This window comes from Clostridium cellulovorans 743B (assembly GCF_000145275.1).
GTDB classification, from domain to species: Bacteria; Bacillota; Clostridia; order Clostridiales; family Clostridiaceae; genus Clostridium_K; species Clostridium_K cellulovorans.
Genome location: NC_014393.1, coordinates 4,340,522 through 4,357,977, shown reverse-complemented (window position 1 = coordinate 4,357,977; position 17,456 = coordinate 4,340,522). Strand labels below are relative to the sequence as shown.

Annotated in this window: 19 protein-coding genes; 16 read left to right on the top strand and 3 right to left on the bottom strand. The window is 30.5% G+C overall.

The genetic code is table 11. From position 1 onward, the window contains the following. The first annotated feature begins 10 nt into the window (after window positions 1-10). From CLOCEL_RS17930 to CLOCEL_RS22460, 10 genes are all read left to right on the top strand, one after another. Window positions 11-424, top strand: coding sequence for an Imm44 family immunity protein (locus CLOCEL_RS17930; protein WP_010073603.1), 414 nt, complete (start codon window positions 11-13; stop codon window positions 422-424). A 783-nt stretch (window positions 425-1,207) separates the two neighbouring features. Beyond that, a complete protein-coding gene (locus CLOCEL_RS17925; protein ID WP_010073602.1) occupies window positions 1,208-2,491 on the top strand; it encodes a sigma-70 family RNA polymerase sigma factor in 1,284 nt (427 codons plus the stop codon). Next, window positions 2,478-5,762 carry a DEAD/DEAH box helicase gene (locus CLOCEL_RS17920; protein WP_010073601.1) on the top strand — a complete coding sequence of 1,095 codons (3,285 nt, stop codon included), beginning with the start codon at window positions 2,478-2,480 and terminating at the stop codon, window positions 5,760-5,762. The genes CLOCEL_RS17925 and CLOCEL_RS17920 overlap by 14 nt, the downstream gene beginning before the upstream one ends. A 104-nt stretch (window positions 5,763-5,866) precedes the next feature. After that, window positions 5,867-6,058: a hypothetical protein gene (locus tag CLOCEL_RS17915; protein ID WP_010073600.1), complete on the top strand. Its 192-nt coding sequence runs from the start codon at window positions 5,867-5,869 to the stop codon at window positions 6,056-6,058. A 398-nt stretch (window positions 6,059-6,456) separates the two neighbouring features. Next, window positions 6,457-7,221: a SagB/ThcOx family dehydrogenase gene (locus tag CLOCEL_RS17910; protein WP_010073599.1), complete on the top strand. Its 765-nt coding sequence runs from the start codon at window positions 6,457-6,459 to the stop codon at window positions 7,219-7,221. A gap of 265 nt (window positions 7,222-7,486) precedes the next feature. After that, entirely contained in the window at window positions 7,487-7,903 is a 417-nt protein-coding gene (locus CLOCEL_RS17905) for a hemerythrin domain-containing protein (protein ID WP_010073598.1), read from the top strand. A 28-nt stretch (window positions 7,904-7,931) separates the two neighbouring features. Continuing rightward, window positions 7,932-8,627, top strand: coding sequence for an iron-sulfur cluster repair di-iron protein (gene ric / locus CLOCEL_RS17900; RefSeq protein WP_010073597.1), 696 nt, complete (start codon window positions 7,932-7,934; stop codon window positions 8,625-8,627). Between the two features lie 230 nt (window positions 8,628-8,857). Further along, window positions 8,858-10,519 (top strand): dGTP triphosphohydrolase, encoded by a 1,662-nt coding sequence (locus tag CLOCEL_RS17895; RefSeq protein WP_010073596.1) that lies wholly within the window; start codon window positions 8,858-8,860, stop codon window positions 10,517-10,519. A 291-nt stretch (window positions 10,520-10,810) separates the two neighbouring features. Then, complete coding sequence (locus CLOCEL_RS17890) at window positions 10,811-11,377, top strand: NUDIX hydrolase (RefSeq protein ID WP_010073595.1); 567 nt, start codon at window positions 10,811-10,813, stop codon at window positions 11,375-11,377. Window positions 11,378-11,556: 179 nt separating this feature from the next. Beyond that, the gene (locus CLOCEL_RS22460) at window positions 11,557-11,667 is read left to right on the top strand and encodes an NUDIX hydrolase N-terminal domain-containing protein (protein ID WP_081446461.1); all 111 of its coding nucleotides are present in this window, start codon (window positions 11,557-11,559) and stop codon (window positions 11,665-11,667) included. A gap of 62 nt (window positions 11,668-11,729) precedes the next feature. On the opposite strand, the gene CLOCEL_RS17885 is transcribed toward CLOCEL_RS22460, so the two are convergent. After that, window positions 11,730-12,815 carry a site-specific integrase gene (locus CLOCEL_RS17885; RefSeq protein ID WP_013291923.1) on the bottom strand — a complete coding sequence of 362 codons (1,086 nt, stop codon included), beginning with the start codon at window positions 12,813-12,815 and terminating at the stop codon, window positions 11,730-11,732. 303 nt (window positions 12,816-13,118) lie between these two features. Further along, window positions 13,119-13,475 carry a helix-turn-helix domain-containing protein gene (locus CLOCEL_RS17880; protein ID WP_013291922.1) on the bottom strand — a complete coding sequence of 119 codons (357 nt, stop codon included), beginning with the start codon at window positions 13,473-13,475 and terminating at the stop codon, window positions 13,119-13,121. Between the two features lie 194 nt (window positions 13,476-13,669). Here CLOCEL_RS17880 and CLOCEL_RS17875 point away from each other — a divergent pair, with 194 nt between their 5' ends. The 4 genes from CLOCEL_RS17875 to CLOCEL_RS17855 all read left to right on the top strand — a co-directional run bounded on the left by CLOCEL_RS17875 (window position 13,670) and on the right by CLOCEL_RS17855 (window position 16,044). Next, on the top strand, window positions 13,670-13,885 hold the full coding sequence (locus tag CLOCEL_RS17875; protein ID WP_013291921.1) for a helix-turn-helix domain-containing protein: 216 nt from the start codon (window positions 13,670-13,672) through the stop codon (window positions 13,883-13,885). A gap of 95 nt (window positions 13,886-13,980) precedes the next feature. After that, on the top strand, window positions 13,981-14,676 hold the full coding sequence (locus tag CLOCEL_RS23570; protein ID WP_013291919.1) for a BRO-N domain-containing protein: 696 nt from the start codon (window positions 13,981-13,983) through the stop codon (window positions 14,674-14,676). A gap of 10 nt (window positions 14,677-14,686) precedes the next feature. Then, complete coding sequence (locus CLOCEL_RS22450) at window positions 14,687-15,730, top strand: BRO family protein (protein ID WP_013291918.1); 1,044 nt, start codon at window positions 14,687-14,689, stop codon at window positions 15,728-15,730. A gap of 2 nt (window positions 15,731-15,732) precedes the next feature. Beyond that, window positions 15,733-16,044, top strand: coding sequence for a hypothetical protein (locus CLOCEL_RS17855; protein WP_013291917.1), 312 nt, complete (start codon window positions 15,733-15,735; stop codon window positions 16,042-16,044). On the opposite strand, the gene CLOCEL_RS17850 is transcribed toward CLOCEL_RS17855, so the two are convergent. After that, window positions 15,995-16,201 carry a hypothetical protein gene (locus tag CLOCEL_RS17850; RefSeq protein WP_013291916.1) on the bottom strand — a complete coding sequence of 69 codons (207 nt, stop codon included), beginning with the start codon at window positions 16,199-16,201 and terminating at the stop codon, window positions 15,995-15,997. The genes CLOCEL_RS17855 and CLOCEL_RS17850 overlap by 50 nt on opposite strands. 91 nt (window positions 16,202-16,292) lie before the next feature. Here CLOCEL_RS17850 and CLOCEL_RS17845 point away from each other — a divergent pair, with 91 nt between their 5' ends. Then, the gene (locus tag CLOCEL_RS17845) at window positions 16,293-17,054 is read left to right on the top strand and encodes a phage antirepressor (RefSeq protein ID WP_013291915.1); all 762 of its coding nucleotides are present in this window, start codon (window positions 16,293-16,295) and stop codon (window positions 17,052-17,054) included. Window positions 17,055-17,066: 12 nt separating this feature from the next. After that, window positions 17,067-17,354, top strand: a complete 288-nt coding sequence (locus tag CLOCEL_RS17840) for a MerR family transcriptional regulator (protein ID WP_041707198.1) — start codon at window positions 17,067-17,069, stop codon at window positions 17,352-17,354. Window positions 17,355-17,456 lie beyond the last annotated feature (102 nt).

Here is a 17,456-nt window from a genome sequence, read left to right as displayed (position 1 = left end):
AAGAGATTTTATGGAAATAAATATTAATTCGCCTTCATACTATAAAAACATTTATGGTGTTGATGATGAAATATATTCGATGTATAGGAGGATTTCCTTATTTGTAAAAAATAATAAATATAGTGAAATAGTGAATGTTATCGGAATAACTCCAATTGTAGCACCTCAAGATTTAATAGATAGGGGAGAATGGCAAGAAGAAGTGAAATATGATTTAAAGTTTCAACTTGTTTCAGTAAGAAAACATATTGATTATGACAAATATATTAGTTCTGATATTGAAGGGAAAAAGAAATTAATATTAGATAATATCTTGAAGTCAATAAAAAAAATAAGTAAAAAAGCCAAACTAGATTATGGAGCATTTGAAAGAGATATCTTAGGTCATCTTGGATACTCTATAGAGGAAATAAAGTTAATTTAACTGAAACATACTAAGTGATGGTAGCTTTAAAGTAAATGATCTAATAAAGTAAGCTAAGGATAAGGCTAATTGTATTACAAATTTAAGAAGTTGCTAAATTTTGAATAATAATGATGAGCAAATGAATAAATTAAGACGTTTATGAATTTATAAGAAAGCTTCACTAGATAATGTAATAATATCTATTGGAGTTTTCTTTTTAATAAGAAAAGAAACCATTTAGGCTAGTACAAAAAATCAAAATACCCAAGCAATCCAGGAAAACAAACCCCACTACTGTTCCCACAAAACTATGAGATAATCAATTATGTAAATGATGTATCTTTAGATAATGCAGAAGTATTAATGACCTCAGATGACATGGATTTTGTACAAATTCCTACACCTACGGTTTAGATAGAATATCAGAAGATAGTTTAACATCGTACTTCCATATATGGTCAGACTCATCCTTCTATTTATATGATGGAAGAGGCTGTGTATCACAAGTAGCAAATATATTTGAACAAGTAACAGATAAATATAGCTATAATCCATATGGAGAAGTAAAACATGGAGGCTTCTAGGGAGATAGTAAGACTCATTATGAAAAATAATTTTACATATAAAGATTAAATATATTTCTAGTAGATAAACTCATCTATGAGGAAAACAAACCTATACCTGTTTATAATTAGAAGAGGTTTAATTGAAAAGTCTTAGGCTATGATGTAAAATTATGCTATAAGTGAAATTATTTATGTTTAATTTTAAAAAGATTGCTTAAGGAGGTTGTAATTTATCGTGAGTGACAATTTGTCCATTATTATTGACTATATAAACGACAACCTTCGATTTGGTAGCAAGTTAAATATTGAAAAGGTTGAAGAACTATTTAAGAAATATCGAGTATCAGATAGCGAGATGGAGTCAGTGTTTACTGAGCTAAATTCACTGAATATTGAGATTGTACACTCCAAAGGAGCATTTAATGAAAAAATCAGTAGGCTTTTTAAGTACATTGGACCCAATAAAGAATTAAGGGAAACAAAGCTCAATAAATGGTTCGAAACTGAAAAGATTGATCGTGATATGCAAAAGCGGATTCGACATAGTTTAAATATTTCAGGCTATACAATTATCAATGAAGTACACCGAGATATTAATTTTGAAGATTTTGATTTTTTGGACGAGTTTAATTTTGAGGAATTGGATGTTGTTCTAGACAATGATTCATTCAATGATGAAGTCTCAAAACTAAAAAACGTAGTTGATAAAAGTCACAATTTAGAGTATCTAGTTGACCTTCATTCTAGCAAAGAAGATTTTAGAAAAAGAGAACAGGCATTAGATAATCTTGTTAATGCAAATAAGAAGCTTGTATGGGAAATAGCATTAAGATATAAACAATTTTCAACGGTTTCTTTTGATAATAGTGATATGTATCAAGCCGGTGTGCTCGGTTTAATGAAGGCAGCTGAAAAATTTGATATTAGCAAGGGAAACCAATTTTCTACATATGCGACTTGGTGGGTTAGACAGAGCATTACTAGAAGTATCGCCGATTATAGCACCACAATCAGAATTCCAGTTCATATGAGAGAAAAAATAATCAAATATGTAAGTACTGAAAACAAATTTTGGAATGAGAATGGGCGAGTAGCTAGTAAGGAAGAACTAGCTAATTTACTGGGTATTTCTTCGGAAGAAGTTAACTATTTACAAGTATATCAGGATGTTGCAAACCTAACGAGTCTGGATATTCCAATTGGCGCTGATGAAGGGAGCTTTCTTGGAGAGTTCATTCCGGATGATAAACATCGATCACCAGAGAAGTCTGCAGAAGAAGGAGAGTTAAAGAGAGAGCTTAAAGAGATTTGTGAAGGACGATTAACTCCAAAAGAAACTAGAATTTTAAATTTTCGATTTGGTTTTATTGATGGAAGAACCCATACTCTCGAAGAAATAGGACATGTTGAGAATGTAACTCGTGAACGTATAAGGCAAATTGAAGCCAAAGCAATCAGTAAACTTCAAAATCCTAAGATTTTAGAAAGGTTAAGAGATTTTTATTATGATAGAAAATAGTATTCAAGAAATTATAAGTGAAGTAGGAAAGTCAATAATAATATTGAAAGGTTTCAATGTGGCTGAGATGCCATATAAAAATAAATATTTCTCGTTTCATATTGATTACTATGACAAGGTAAACCTAGATACAATTCGTGAACAAGTTGTAGATGAAATTATTGATAACAGAAAATTTGATTTTGACTACAAGTGGATGACTATAGAGGAATACCAACTGTTTAAGGAAAAATCGGCTATTAATAAAATGCCTGTAGTTGTATTAGAAAATAACTTATATGACAAGCAGTTTCCTTACCGAGGTACATTATGTAATGTTGATGATATTTATCATTACTTGTATTATCAGGAGGATAGTGAGCTTGAGCCAGAACAGGAGAAAATACTAGAAAATGTGTCATTCTTCTATGGGAAAATTGACTATTCAAAACAAAGCGGAAATTATTTTGTAACTTATATAGAATTTGAAGAAGAAATTAATAGATATAAATTATATAAAGATATTCCGGCAAAGGTTGATTTTTCTGTTGAGTATCCACTAGATAACATTCAACGCATAGAACTTTCAGAAGATGAAATTCCTTTCCTAGACTTAGAAACAGAAATACTTAATGATAATAGCAAACACAATATTTTATTAGTATTATCTGGTTCCTCAGATAGTTTACCTAATAGATACTTGGAGCGGCTTAATATTCTTTCTAAGTTAAAGGATATCAACTTATTCTTTGATACGCTTTCAATTAGACGACAAGTTATTCAAAATGAAGAAAGCTACTTGAGGATATTAAAAGATGTTTATGGATATGACAGTTATAGGGAAATAGCTTTTTATAAGAATATTGAAAGTCATTCTAAAGAAACAATAAATATCTCACAAGCCCAAATTATAGATGATATTGTAACTCAAGCAGAAAAAGCAATGCATGGGGAAGCGTTTAGGGACGTGTATATTACAGCTTCTACTGGTGCTGGTAAGTCAGTTATGTTCCAAGTCCCAGCATTGTATCTAGCACAAAAATATATTGAAAATAAGCCGCTTACTTTAGTTATATCACCTTTGATTGGGTTGATGAATGATCAGGTTGATAACATGCGCCGTAAAGGGGTGAGCTCTTCTGCAACAATCAATGGTAATACACCTCCGTTTGAAAAAGAAAAAATTCTAGAGAGAGTGCAAAATCAAGAAGTGGATGTACTGTATTTATCTCCAGAGACTCTACAGGCTAGAAGTGACATTAAAATGTTGATTGGTAAAAGAAAGATCGGGGTAGTCATTATTGATGAAGCTCATATTGTGACAACTTGGGGTAAATCCTTCAGAGCTGATTATTGGTATTTGGGTATTTATCTTGCGAAACTAAGAAAATATAAATTCCCAATTGTTACCTTCACAGCTACTGCCATATATGGTGGTAGGGAAGATATGTATTTAGACACGAGAAATACTTTAAATATGATAAGTCCGATTTCATATTTTGGTGATGTAAGACGTGATGAACTATTGATGAATGTTAGAAGTAGTGAGAAGAACCTTGATGCTGAGGGTCGAGACTATAGAAAAACGAAAAATGCACTTGCTTTGAAGCATTTACAAATGGCGTTGAAAAATAAGCAGAAGTCGTTACTCTATTTTCCAACTGTGCGATTGTTAATAGATTTCTATAACTTTGTGGCTCAGAATGATTCTAAAATTGCAGAAAAGACAGGTAAATACTATGGTACTTTGCAAAAGGAAGAGAAGGATGAGGTGCTATCGGAATACAAATCTGGAGAACTTCAATTTGTGCTTGCCACTAAGGCTTTTGGTATGGGAATTGATATTCCTGATATCACGAATGTTTATCATTATGCTCCGACTGGAAATGTAGTTGACTATATTCAAGAAATTGGTCGTGCTGCACGTGATAAATCTAAAGTTCTTCATGGATTTGGAATGATTGATTTTTTATCTCGAGATATGAACGAAGTTAAGCAGCTTCATGGTATGTCAGCAATAAGAAAGACTCAAATTCTAGAAGTAATGCGTAAGGTGCTGTCTGTATACAAAGAAAAGGGAAATAATCGTAACTTAATCATTAGTCCGGAAGACTTTAAGTACATTTTTGTTCAAAATAAACGTGATGAAGATTCTCTTGATAACAAAGTTAAAACTGTACTGTTAATGATTGAAAAAGATTTCTCGTCTCCAAATAAGCTTGGATATTCACCGTTTGTAGCTCGTCCTAGGAGTCTTTTCGGGAATGACTTAATTTTTGTGACACCAGAATTGGAATCTCAATTTTCCAAATCGCGATTAGGTAAATTTTTCTCGAAAGAGTTTGATCTTAATAGCAACACATACTCGGCTGTCTATCAAGTAAATCTGAGTGGAATTTGGGAAAAGTACTATAAGAATATGTCGTTTCCAAGTTTTAAATTTGCTCTATTTAATCAAGATGAGCGGGAAAAATTACAGCATAAAAATTTGTTTGAGAAATTTGTGTACACTTCTGGTGTTGAGGTTTCACTTAACAGTGATATTTCAGTAGAAAATCTTTTATCTCAATATAAAATAATCTTGAAATCATTTGAGAGTTTTTTAAATGAACAAAAAATAACTAGTAGCCAGTTTACAGTTATTGATTTGGGCAATCATTTTATGAAGACCTTAAAGATTGCTGATAAGTTTGAAGCTAGATCTTTTGCACAGACTATCATCAATTCGGCCTTTGAATTCGGAAAAATCAAAGAAATTAAGTTTATTTCTGAACGTACAAATAGTAATGCTGATAATCAAAGATACATTATACATCAAGATAGTGATATTTTCTCAAAATTTATTATGAGTTCAATAACGAATACCGTGAATCCGAGTGATAATTATGTAACTGGCGTAGATGAGATTACGTCATTCCACTTTAGGTTTCATGGCGATGATATTGATGCAAAAATTGCTGCGTTAGGTATTGGTGAAGCAAGAAAGATGTTAAGCTATCAGGTTATTGGTGGCAATAATCCACAAATTTATTTACGTATGAACTCGATATATCCACTTGAAAGGGCTATTAAGCAAGGTGATTTTTACCAAAATAGCATTTTGAAAGATGTTCAGGTTAAACATTACACTAGCGTAGAAATGCTTAAATTCTTGTTTACTAAGGAACAACCAGAAACATCACAAAAAGAGAGAATTCTCAATTATTCAAAATGGTTTTGGGACAACATTGAAAATTACTTTATGGGAATTCTTCCAAATGAAGTTAAAGATATATTATCAAAAAAAAATTGAAAGTTGAGTTGATTATTTTTGATGAAAATTTTGGATTTGTTAGCTGACTTATGCCCTAACTTTGGAGAGCTGGTTGGTGTGGAGTAGATTCAACTATAAACGAAGTGTTAACATATGTTAAAAATGAAACTTCCTTTTTTGAGGAAGGGATGTTAGCTAGGACAGGTGGAGTAGATAAGTGGTTTAATGATCTGAAAGAATCAATACAAGATAATGAAAAATTAAGAGAAACAGTTAACCAACAAGTTATAAAGTTAAAGTTAGAAAAGTTGCCAGTAAGAAGTATATTGTATTAAAGTTAGTGCATTTATAAACTCACAGAAAATCTTCAATAGATGATGTAATAATGTCTATTGAAGATTTTTCTTTAATGACAAATGACAGGATAGTGAAGATAACAACGGCAACCATTTAGATTGGTACAAAAAATCAAAATACCCAAGCAATCCAGGAAAACAAACCCCACTACTTTTCCCACAAAACTATGAGATAATCAACTATGTAAATGATGTATCTTTAGATAATGCAGAAGTATTAATGAAGTTATTCAAATTAAGGATTAAGAAGAATAATGGAAATTTAAATACTTTTGTAACCTTTGTTACAGAATAAAATTAAATCCCTTGATAAGCTAAGAATGTTATTATAAGTTAGAGACCCAAATATAAGAAAATCGATTATTAAGGAGATAAAAATGGACAGATATAAGAAAAATAGAGATTTTATGAAGGCAGACTTTAAGGTGCTAGATGAGATTAAAACAGATAGACAAAAAGGATTACCATTCCCAAGTTTTCAAAAAGAATATGATGAAACTAAGGAACTAATTGATCTTCCAGAGGTGGATAGAGAAATCCTAATTAAACATAATGTCTTTGATTGCTTTGATGATAGGAGAAGTGTAAGAAAATATTCAGAAGAAAAAATCACAATCGATGAGCTTTCTTACCTGCTTTGGACAACTCAAGGAATACATCAAGTAACAAATAACAATACAGGAACTTTAAGAAGAGTACCTTCTGGAGGAGCTTGTCATCCTTTTGAAACATACTTGATAATAAATAAAGTAGAAGGACTTGTAAGTGGTGTTTATAGGTATCTTCCTTTGGAGCATAAACTTATGTTCATGTACATAGTAGAAGATTTAGTTAGTAAAGTTGATGAAGCAACTCCTAGACAACCTTTTGTCCAAAATTTCGTTTCAAAGAGTGCTGTGATATTTGCTTGGAGCTGTATTCCATATAGAGCAGAATATAAATTTGATGTCACTGCTCATAAAAAGATTCTTATTGATGTAGGACACTTATGTCAAAATCTTTATCTTGCAGCAGAGTCCATTGATTGCGGTACCTGCGCTATTGGGATTTATGATCAACAATTAATTGATGAGATGTTAGGATTAGACGGGGAAGATGAATTTGTTATATATATGGCATCTGTAGGCAATAAAATCAAATAATATTAAAGGTTATTAATAAACAAGTATACAAATACTTTTACGTATATATAACAATTGTAAGTACAAAAAAATATAGATTTGGAGCTATACACTTTTGTTTTAGAGGTATAGCTTTTTTATATTTTTTATGACTACAAAATAAGTTTCAATTAAATTTTTAATATGTGTTTCAAATCACATATTAAAAATTCGCTATGATTATAATTAAAGTATAGATAAAAGCAATGAATTAATTGAAAAAATTTTATACATAGGAGGATAGAATATGGCTAATATAAGTAATCTAGAAAGACAACATGGAGAAATAAGAGAATTATTTCTAGTTATTAAGGAAGGGATTAATGCTAATGATATTAAAGAAAACCTTGACTCTCTAGTAAAAAATATAAATATTCTTGCAGGGAAAATTAATGTGCATATGCACTCAGAAGATAAATTTTTGTATCCAACATTAATTGAAAGTGAGGATGAAGACTTAAGAAAATTGGCTAAAGAATATGGTGAAGAAATGGGAACTATTCATGGGGATTTTAGTGATTATAAGAATAAGTTTAATACAAAGTACAAAATTTTAAATGATACCGATAGTTTTTTAAAAGAGAGCAAAGAAATATTAAAGTTGTTAGAAAGTCGTATTTCTAAAGAGGATATGCATCTATATCCTAAAATCAAAGCCTTATAAACAAAAATTAAAATTGGAGGAAAAAACTATGATTAGAAACTTTAGTTTGTCAGATAAAATCGGAGATGTTGTTACTGTTTTTCCAGGAGCTAGTGATTTATTTTTAAAATATAAAATTGATTTTTGTTGTGGAGGAAATAGACCATTAATAGAGGCAATGGATGAACAGAACCTTGATGGAAATAAAATATTAACTTTGCTTCAAGCATCTTATGAAGAATTTCAAGAAAAAAATGAGGAATTTACAGATTGGGCGAAGGAAAAACCAAGCAAGCTAGTAGATTATATTGTAAGCGTGCATCATAGATATTTAAAGGAAGAATTGCCTAAAATCAGTGAGCTTACCTTTAAAATATTAAGGGTTCATGGTAGTAACCATGAAGAACTTTTCAAGGTTCATAAATTATTTAATACTTTGAGAACAGAGTTAGAGGGGCATTTAGTAAAGGAAGAGGAATTCTTATTTCCAATAATAAAAGAATATGATACAAATAGAAATGATTCAAATAGAGAAAAAGTTTTAAAACTTATAAATGAATTAGAAGATGAACACACAGGAGCTGGAGATATAATAAAAGAACTTAGAGAAGTAACAGAACATTATATTGTGCCAAAGGATGCTTGCAGAACTTTTCAAGTAACCTATGAAAAATTAAGGGAGTTAGAAATAGATACCTTCCAGCATATCCATCTTGAGAATAATATTTTATTTAAAAATATATAAGTTTCAGATATGTAAAGTATACAAGAATACGAAAAATGTAGATAGATTATATCAGGATTTGTAGCTATACACTTTTAGGCATAGGGTGTATAGCTTTTATATTTGAACTAGTTACTTTAAATTGGTAAAATAAATACTATTTTGATGAAATGTTAACTAAAATGTAGTATACTAGTTTATATTGGATATTGATTATTTAATTGACATTAATGTTAAATAGGGGTTGTATTATGGGGATATTAGATATAGGGAAGCTTATTGAATTTAGAGATGTAAGAATGAAAGAGTATGCTCAATGTGATAAAGAATCAGACAGAAAAGTTAAGTTTAGTAATAAGCAATCAAGTGGTAAATCAAGTGGATACAACAACATGTTTTTAAGAAATGAGTTCTCAAGGGATCGAGATAGAATAAAGTATTCTAGGGCTTTTAGACGATTAGAACATAAGGCACAAATCTTTTCACACGAAAAAGGAGATCATTACAGGACCAGATTGACTCATACCTTGGAAGTTTCTCAGATTGCAAGGAGCCTTGCGAGAAATATGAATTTGAATGAAGATTTAGTAGAGGCAATAGCCTTAGGTCATGATATAGGTCATACTCCTTTTGGGCACCAAGGAGAGCGAACCTTGGACGATATCATGTCTGGTAAGGATAACTTAACTGGAAAAATAAGATATAGGATAAATTACGGTGGTTTCAAGCATAATTTTCATTCCTTAAAGATTCTTGACCAGTTAGAGGTTAAGCATAAAAAAATCAAAGGCATGAATTTAACTTGGCAAGTAATGGACGGAATATTAAAACATACAAGAATAAAAAGACATAAGGTTTGTAAAGAAAAGTGTGGTGGATGTTGGGATATAGATAGATTCTTAGGTGACGCATCCTTTATAAAGGAATTGTTAGACTATAATTTTGCTGTTACCTTAGAAGGTCAAATTGTTGCTATTGCAGATGAAATTGCCCAAAGACAGCATGACTTTGATGATGGATTAAGAGATACAGATTTAAATTTAAATTTTGAAACTGTAGCTACTTATTTAATGGATGAATTTGATAAGATTAACCTAGACGACGATATGTATTCTAGAAATTTAGATGGATTAATTTCCTCTATGGAAAAACTCATAGAAGTAGTCAGGTTTGAAAGAACTGAATTATATCAAATAAATACATTAGTAAGAAACTTAATAGATTTCTTTATTAAAGATGTTACGATGTTTTCTTTAGACACGCTTATGAAGAATAAAGAAAATATAACTAATTTAAAAGATGACAGGGTTATGTTTACTAAAAAAATTGTAGATTTTTCGCCAATAGGACAAAAGGTTAATGAGATAATAGAGAAGTATATAAAAATAAAAATTCTTAATTCTTATAACGTAAGTAGATTTGATGGCAAAGCGATTCATGTAATAAGGGAATTGTTTAAAGCTTATTATAAAAATCCAAGGCAGATGCCGGAGTATATATTAACAAGACTTGCATCAAAGGTTAGAGAAGTATCTGAAAATATTTATGATATAATGCTTTCAAAGGAGTTGTCAGCAAAAAATATTAATTTTATAGATAATAGTCCAGAGGAAATAAATAAATTAGTTAAGCTTATGAAACTGGAAATAACTATGGAGGATGTATTTGAAGCTAATGAAATTATTGCAAAGCTAAGAGATAGTATATATGTAGATAACTCTGGAAACCTTATAGAGAATAAACTTATTAAGATAAATAGAGAAGATAAGGAAAATCTTAATGAAGAGGAACTTTTTATCAAAGCAACCCTTGAAATTCATTATGCATATTTATCAACTATTTGTGATTATATAGCAGGTATGACAGATAACTATGCTAGCAGCGAATTTAAAAGCTTATATTTAATCGAATAAGTTTTTTTGATAAACAAATTTAAGGTCATCAATAAAGCTAAAGTTTAATTTCTGAATTACGTTTAAATTTATTTAAAAATAATAATGGAATATCTTAGATCATTTTTAATGTTAAATTTTCAAGAAAAGTTTAGTACTAAAAATGATCTTTCTTTATATATTTCAATTTTATAACCAGAAAAGTTCAAGCAATTAGGTTAGAATATAAGGTATAATAAAATCTGAAAAATAGACTATAGGGCGGTTGAGAATATTTGCAAGAAGACTATTTTGTGAAAAGAGGTGAAACATATGGGATGGATTGAAGAGATTGAAAGTTATAAGCCTTACAATGAACAAGAAAAAATAGATAAAGAAATAATTCTTAGATGTATAGAAAAATTTCCAGATATATTAACAAGAGATAACCAGATTGCGCATATAACATCTTCTGCATTTATAGTAAATAAGACCAAGGAAAAGGTTTTGATGATATATCATAATATATATGATTCTTGGTCTTGGACTGGAGGACATGCTGATGGAGAAGAAGACTTATTAGCTGTTGCAACAAGAGAGGCTAAAGAAGAAACGGGTATAAAAGATATAAAACTTTTAAGTTCAGGTATTTTTTCTTTAGATATATTAACGGTGATATCTCATATAAAGAGAGGTAAATATGTGGCTCCGCATCTTCACTTATCTGTTTCATATTTAATGGAGGCTGATGATAAGCAAGAACTATTTATAAAAGAAGATGAGAACAGTGGTGTTAAATGGATAAATACAAACGAAGTAAATACATATAGTAATGAGCCTCATATGCAAAAAGTATATTCTAAGTTCATTGATAAAATATATGAAATGTATAATCATTGATGGAATATGTAAAAGATACAGTGATTGATAAAATATATCAAATTTATATTTAAAGAGCGATTTGCTCATAATAATAAACCTTATATATAGTGTAGTTAGATTAAAAAAATATATTGATTTTGTCAACGGTACATGCATTTAATATAGAAACATTATTGGAGCTGATATAAGAAAATATAATGAAAAGAGGCAAAGCTATGGAACAATGGATGAATTGGGCGATGGAATTACAAGCTATTGCACAAGCGGGCTTAACTTATTCTAAAGATAAATATAGTTTTAACTCTTGAAACCGTTGATTTACAAGGGTTGTGAAATTTTCGGCAGAAGAACGGCAGAAATTCATTGATCGTCAGAAGTTTTTTAGAATAAGCTTTTTAACCTTATTCTTATTATCAGCAGTAAGATGTGAATAGGTTCTTATATTTTCTTCCACCGTATGCCCTAAAACTTCCGCTGCTTCATCATGGGTCAATCCTTTGCTTATTAATAAACTTGCATAAGAGTGTCTTAACTCATGAATACTTACATCATATCCAGCTTTCTTATAGTCATATCTAAGAGTTGATACTATACAAGATGAATCTTTATACTTAAACAATCTTTGTTCATCACCTATAGAATATTCTATCTTATATTTTTTAAGCTCTAATTTTACCTTTAAAGGCAAAGTTACCTCTCTATAAGAATTACTACTCTTGAGTGGACCCATTCCATACTCACCATTCTTAAGTTTTTTCCACTGTTTAGTAATCTTTATTAAATCATTTTCTTCATCAATATCTTGCCATGTTAACCCCAAAATTTCCCCTGCCCTTAGACCACAATAAGCAGCTATTAAAGATATTAAGTAATGTGTTTTATTTTCTATTTTAGAAAGTAGATCATCAACCTCTATCTTGGTCAAGGCTCTTTTGTTTGGTTTTGCGGCTTTTGGGGCAATAACATTAGTGCATGGATTACTTATAATGACCTCAAATTGCTTTATAGCAGATTCAAACATGGTAGATACAGTATTTTTGTATGCCAATATGCTTGATGCTTTTAAAGTGTCACTTTTAACCATTTTGTCGACTATATTTTGTATATCTCTAACCTTGATATCGGTCATTCTCATACTATCCAAGTCACTAAATTTACTAATAGCAAGCTTGAACCTAGTTAATGTATGGGGTTCAACGTGATTTTTCTTATGTTTAAGGTACATTTTTGAAAACTCTTCAAATGTTATATTTTCATAATCCTTGTTTAATTTGGCTTTTTCTTCGAGTTCTTCTTTTAAATCAAATATATAAGCCTTAGCTGCTTTTTCTGCCTTAGATTCATTTTCAAAACCTTGCTTTGCTCTTTGTTTCCATTTACCAGTTTCATCTTTGTAACTAACTATAAATTGATATCCTTTGTCTTTTTTACGAGTAAGAATCTTATATTCAAACATTTTTCATTCCTCCTTTTCTCTAGTGATTCTATACAACATTGGTAAATTATAAACAATCTCTAAAATCTATTATGTGATTATTGATACTATTTACAGAAGTAGTATACTTAAATTATTAACAAATGATAAAAAATAGTAGAACAACTGTTCGTATTATGATATACTATTTTTAGGAATTTCACACACAAATGCCAAGCGGGTCACATTAAATTGAAGTGGGGCGATTATGTGAATAGTCAAGAAATCAATCAAGAAATTATATCATTATTGGAACTAATAAAAGACCTTGGCAGGAAGTAGATTTTACTCCCTGCTTTTTATTTTTAAGCAAAGTTCCTTCTTTAATATCTCCATGATTATGTTTTTAGCCATATTGTCATTAATCTCGCCATCGTCTTCAACATATCCTTTATCTATAAGCATATCTAAAGCAGAATCTAATACATCATATTGCTTTAACTCTGTATCCTTATCAACGAAATACTCCATGGGCTTGCCTGTAACGTCAGATAATTTTGATATTACTTTTACATTAGTACCTTTATTTCTACCGCGTTCCATATCGCAGTAGTAACCTCTGCTTATTCCTAATTTATCTGCAAACTCTTGTTGAGTTAAGTGCATTTCTTTCCTTATTTGCTTTAATTTTTCAGATAACATTTTCTCACCTCGTAGTATAGTATATCATATTTGACGTAAAATAAAACAACGAATATTGTAATTTGCTTCAAATAGAAGGAAAATGAAGCAAAATGCATTATTGACGCAATAAACTTCAATATTGAAGCAAGACACGATTTTACAATTCTACATAAAGTATTATATACTGAGTTCACAGGGAAGGAGGTATGAAAATGCTAAGACAACTCAGAGAAAGTAAGGGAATACCTGTTACTTTTGTAGCAAAAAAGCTAGGTATAGCGAGAGATAGGTTAAGACGTATTGAAGATGGCGAGGTTATGTTACCAGCTGAATTTGTCCCTATACTTTGCGACCTATATGGAATTAGTCAAACCGAACTAATAGAAAGAAGGGTTAAAGAATGGAACAGCAAAGAAAAGACCTTATAGAAGCATTAATAAGCTTCAAATTTTTTTTAACTGAAAAGACGGAAATCGCTTCAAAATCAAAGCAAATTTACACAATGAAAGAAGGTAATAGATAAATGAACGAATTAATGATTTTTGAAGAAAAGCAAGTTGAAGTATTTGAATGGAATGGACAAGCATTGTTTAATACTAAGCATGTAGCAGAGTGTTTAGATATTAAGAATGTAAATGACAGTATAAGAAATTTTAATGAAAAACAAGTTATTAAATTAACTAATTCAGATATCGGTATAGCCGACTTCCGAAAACTGAATAATGCAGGAGAAAACTTTCTTACTGAAAGCGGAGTGTACAAGCTTATCTTTAAATCAAGGAAAGAAGAAGCTGAAAGATTTCAAGATTGGGTTACTGATGTAGTTTTACCTTCCATTAGAAAGACAGGCTCATACAACAATCAATTAGCATCAAGTAATGACATAGCTATTCTTCTTGAAAGCAAATTAGATGCAATAGTCAATGATAGAATGTCAAAGCTTGAAGAGAAATGCAAAGAATACTTCAAACCAGTTACTAAGCAAAAAACAGACATAGTTTCTTATATAAAGAAGAGACTTGGAATTACTAAAGTTAATGAAGAATATGAACTTGTTAAAGAAAGAGTGCTTATTAAGCTTAATGCAGACAAGTGGGAAGATGTTCCTGTGGAAGTGTTGAGGGATAGCTTAGGTATTATTGATGAAAGCATCGCTGTCATAAAGGCAGAAAGAAAAGAGAATCAAGTATCTATTTATGATCTAAATAGAAGAGTATAGGAGTGGCAATATGAAAAGTTATACAGTAGCTGAAGCGGCTAAAAAACTAAAAGTAAGCAGAAGTCATATTTATGAATGCATTAAAAGAGGTGATATAAGGAAAATTGATGGACTAGGTAGAACGATAAGAATTTCAATTAATGAGTTTAAAGGTATTAAATTTGAAGATGAATTTCCACATGACCCTAACAAAGTACAAATTTTAGAGACAAGCCTTGGCAAAGTTAGAAATATTAAAGGTACAGATAAATTTGTTGTCTTGGATGTTGCAAAAGCTTTAGGTGCAAGTAGTACCACCACAATAGCGAAGCCCGTAAATGATAATTATATATCAAAATTAAGTGCAGATGAAACCAGAGATTTGAATATGTACAGAAATCAGTTTGGAATGCTTTTAATTTCCTATGATGGGCTTAAAGAGTATGTAAACATAAGTAAAAATAGTTCAAGAGTAAAAACTCTCTTAGATGAATTAGTACCACCTAAAGAAATAGAAATTCAAGAACAGATACATATTGATACACAAGAAACTAAGAACGATAAATTCGATTTACAGGTCATTGATACTGGCGAAATTCTAGGGAGACATTTTAGAGTGTTTGGAGATTTTCAGAATCCATTGTTTCTAGCTAAAGATATAGCGGAATGGATTGAATATGACTTATCCAGTATAAACAAAATGCTTAACAATGTAGATGTTGAAGAGAAGGTTCGGAAGATTGTTCCGACCCAAGGCGGACAGCAAGAAATGTGGTTCTTGACAGAAGATGGTGTATATGAAGTTCTTATGCAGAGTAGAAAGCCAATAGCTAAAGAGTTCAAGAAGCAAATAAAAATTATACTGAAAAATATTAGACTTAAAGGTGGCTATGTTGCAAATGAAAACAAGTTCGTTAATAACTATTTCTCAAGTTTTAGTCCTCAGCTAAAAAGTGAAATGATAAAAGAACTTGAATCAAAGAATAAGGCTTTAGTAGCTGAGAGAACAAAGATTGACTTATTAATATGTGGCAATGAAGAAGTTTTAGAACAATTAAAGAAAGAAGGTAAATAATTGTGAATTATAAAGAAATTTTAGAAAAACAAATTACAAGATTAGAGGATATTCAGGAGAAAGCGTCTTCTCAAGCCATGGATAGGTATGGAAATAAATGTTATTCAGCTAATACATTATTAGTTGCAGTACAAGCTTCTGAAAAAATTATAGAAATAGTAAATACATTATCCATTCTAAATGACATTGAATTATCTGCTCAGGAAGGGCAAGTTCAAGAGCAGATAGAAAACATATCCATCGAAATTGACAGTATTGAACTTGCTAAGAATTTAGCCAGTCATGATACTTGCGTAACAAAGCAAAGGCAATAATTAAATTTGCTGTGGATATACCAGTGATAAATTTGTTAATAGTTTCCTCAGTTATTGGGAGTGTTATAACTATGTCTTTATTGTTAGCACTATTTCCGATTTCTTCTAACTCTTCCTTACTTAGAGATTTAACGAAATCATCAAAATCTTTTGACATTCAATCACCTCCTTCCACAGGAGATTATAACACATAAATGACTTAATTTAATTAGAAAGTAAGAAAAATACAGAAAGAAGGTAATAAGCAAATGAATGATTTAAGAATTTTCACAAGCGAAGAATTTGGACAAGTTAGAACGGTGGTTATAAACAATGAACCTTGGTTTATAGGCAAGGATGTAGCTGAAAAATTAGGCTACTCAAATGGAAGAGATGCTTTAAATAAACATGTAGATGAAGATGATAAGGGGGTAGCAAATTGCGACACCCCTGGTGGAAAACAAGATTTAGTAATCATAAATGAAAGTGGTCTTTATTCTTTAATCTTAGGTAGCAAATTACCTAATGCTAAGAAGTTTAAGAAATGGGTTACTAGTGAGGTACTTCCTTCCATAAGAAAACATGGAGTATACATGACAAACGACACCATTGAAAAAGCAATAACTAGTCCTGACTTTTTAATTCAGTTAGCTACTAATTTGAAAGAGGAACAGCAAAAGAGAAAACTAGCTGAGGATAAGCTTCAAGAACAAAAACCAAAAGTAGTATTTGCTAATGCGGTAGCAGCTTCACACAATTCCATATTAGTTGGTGAGTTAGCTAAAATACTTAAACAAAATGGTGTCGATGTTGGTCAAAACAGACTATTTGAGTGGTTAAGAAAATATGGTTATTTAATCAAGCGAAAAGGCACTGATTATAATATGCCAACTCAAAGCAGTATGGAACTAGGTTTATTTGAGATAAAGGAGACATCTATATCTCATGCTGATGGGCATGTATCTATTTCTAAAACTCCTAAAGTTACTGGAAAAGGGCAAGTTTACTTTATTAATAAGTTTAAAAGTTAAGGGGTGAATTTTATGGGAGCAATAATGAGCAGATCAGAAGTTGCTGAGTATTTAGGTATCCACGGTACAAGTGTAGATAAACTTGTTAGAGAAGGTAAATTGAAAAGATTAAAAGCATTTGATAGTCCTTACTTTTCAACTAAAGAAGTTGAAGAATTAACTGTGAATGGTAAGGTTATTGAAAATCTAAATGAAAAGAAATTGAAGCAGCAGCTAGCAGATGCAAAAGTAGAAATAGAGCAACTTAGAAGTTTCGTAAAAAACTTTGTAGGCGAAGGAATTAGAATCGTAAAACTATAAGTGTTATGCACTTATACACATCTTATTAATATTCTATGGACAACCTAGCTTAGCAGAAGATGCTGCAATGGTATCAAAACACCAAAATAAAATATTAAATTA

Bases quoted from the DNA above. Each gene is read 5' to 3' on its own strand.
- CLOCEL_RS17930 (WP_010073603.1), top strand. From the start codon at position 11: ATGGAAATAAATATTAATTCGCCTTCATACTATAAAAACATTTATGGT.
- CLOCEL_RS17920 (WP_010073601.1), top strand. From the start codon at position 2,478: ATGATAGAAAATAGTATTCAAGAAATTATAAGTGAAGTAGGAAAGTCA.
- CLOCEL_RS17910 (WP_010073599.1), top strand. From the start codon at position 6,457: ATGGACAGATATAAGAAAAATAGAGATTTTATGAAGGCAGACTTTAAG.
- CLOCEL_RS17905 (WP_010073598.1), top strand. From the start codon at position 7,487: ATGGCTAATATAAGTAATCTAGAAAGACAACATGGAGAAATAAGAGAA.
- ric (WP_010073597.1), top strand. From the start codon at position 7,932: ATGATTAGAAACTTTAGTTTGTCAGATAAAATCGGAGATGTTGTTACT.
- CLOCEL_RS17895 (WP_010073596.1), top strand. From the start codon at position 8,858: ATGGGGATATTAGATATAGGGAAGCTTATTGAATTTAGAGATGTAAGA.
- CLOCEL_RS17890 (WP_010073595.1), top strand. From the start codon at position 10,811: ATGGGATGGATTGAAGAGATTGAAAGTTATAAGCCTTACAATGAACAA.
- CLOCEL_RS22460 (WP_081446461.1), top strand. From the start codon at position 11,557: ATGAAAAGAGGCAAAGCTATGGAACAATGGATGAATTGGGCGATGGAA.
- CLOCEL_RS17885 (WP_013291923.1), bottom strand. From the start codon at position 12,815: ATGTTTGAATATAAGATTCTTACTCGTAAAAAAGACAAAGGATATCAA.
- CLOCEL_RS17880 (WP_013291922.1), bottom strand. From the start codon at position 13,475: ATGTTATCTGAAAAATTAAAGCAAATAAGGAAAGAAATGCACTTAACT.
- CLOCEL_RS17875 (WP_013291921.1), top strand. From the start codon at position 13,670: ATGCTAAGACAACTCAGAGAAAGTAAGGGAATACCTGTTACTTTTGTA.
- CLOCEL_RS23570 (WP_013291919.1), top strand. From the start codon at position 13,981: ATGAACGAATTAATGATTTTTGAAGAAAAGCAAGTTGAAGTATTTGAA.
- CLOCEL_RS22450 (WP_013291918.1), top strand. From the start codon at position 14,687: ATGAAAAGTTATACAGTAGCTGAAGCGGCTAAAAAACTAAAAGTAAGC.
- CLOCEL_RS17850 (WP_013291916.1), bottom strand. From the start codon at position 16,201: ATGTCAAAAGATTTTGATGATTTCGTTAAATCTCTAAGTAAGGAAGAG.
- CLOCEL_RS17845 (WP_013291915.1), top strand. From the start codon at position 16,293: ATGAATGATTTAAGAATTTTCACAAGCGAAGAATTTGGACAAGTTAGA.
- CLOCEL_RS17840 (WP_041707198.1), top strand. From the start codon at position 17,067: ATGGGAGCAATAATGAGCAGATCAGAAGTTGCTGAGTATTTAGGTATC.